This is a genomic window from Methylosinus sp. Ce-a6, assembly GCF_009811655.1.
Classification (GTDB): domain Bacteria; phylum Pseudomonadota; class Alphaproteobacteria; order Rhizobiales; family Beijerinckiaceae; genus Methylosinus.
In genome coordinates, this window is sequence record NZ_BGJX01000118.1 from 1 (window position 1) to 235 (window position 235).

The following is a 235-nucleotide window of genomic DNA, read 5'->3' on the forward strand; positions in this document are numbered from 1 at the left end:
AATTCCTAATGTGGCTCTGCTTTGGACTATTAGGTTGGCACCCTCTTCTCCAAAGCATGTATTGATGTCCGACTGCTTGCAGCACTTGTCAACCATGGCAGTGAAACCATCAGCAATTGTCTTTATTTGTTCTTCTGTCATCTGGGGCTTGCGTTTAATGAGGTTGATTAGCAATTTCATCTGGCCTACTTCTCGTTCTTCAGCAGGAGCACTGCACAATTTTTCATCAAAGCTG

At 43.8% G+C, this 235-nt stretch carries 1 protein-coding gene; it reads right to left on the reverse strand.

Going from position 1 to position 235, the window contains the following annotated elements; translation table 11 throughout:
* Positions 1 to 235: hypothetical protein (locus tag Mspo_RS19545; RefSeq protein WP_159732972.1), on the reverse strand; the 235-nt coding region annotated here is incomplete at both ends.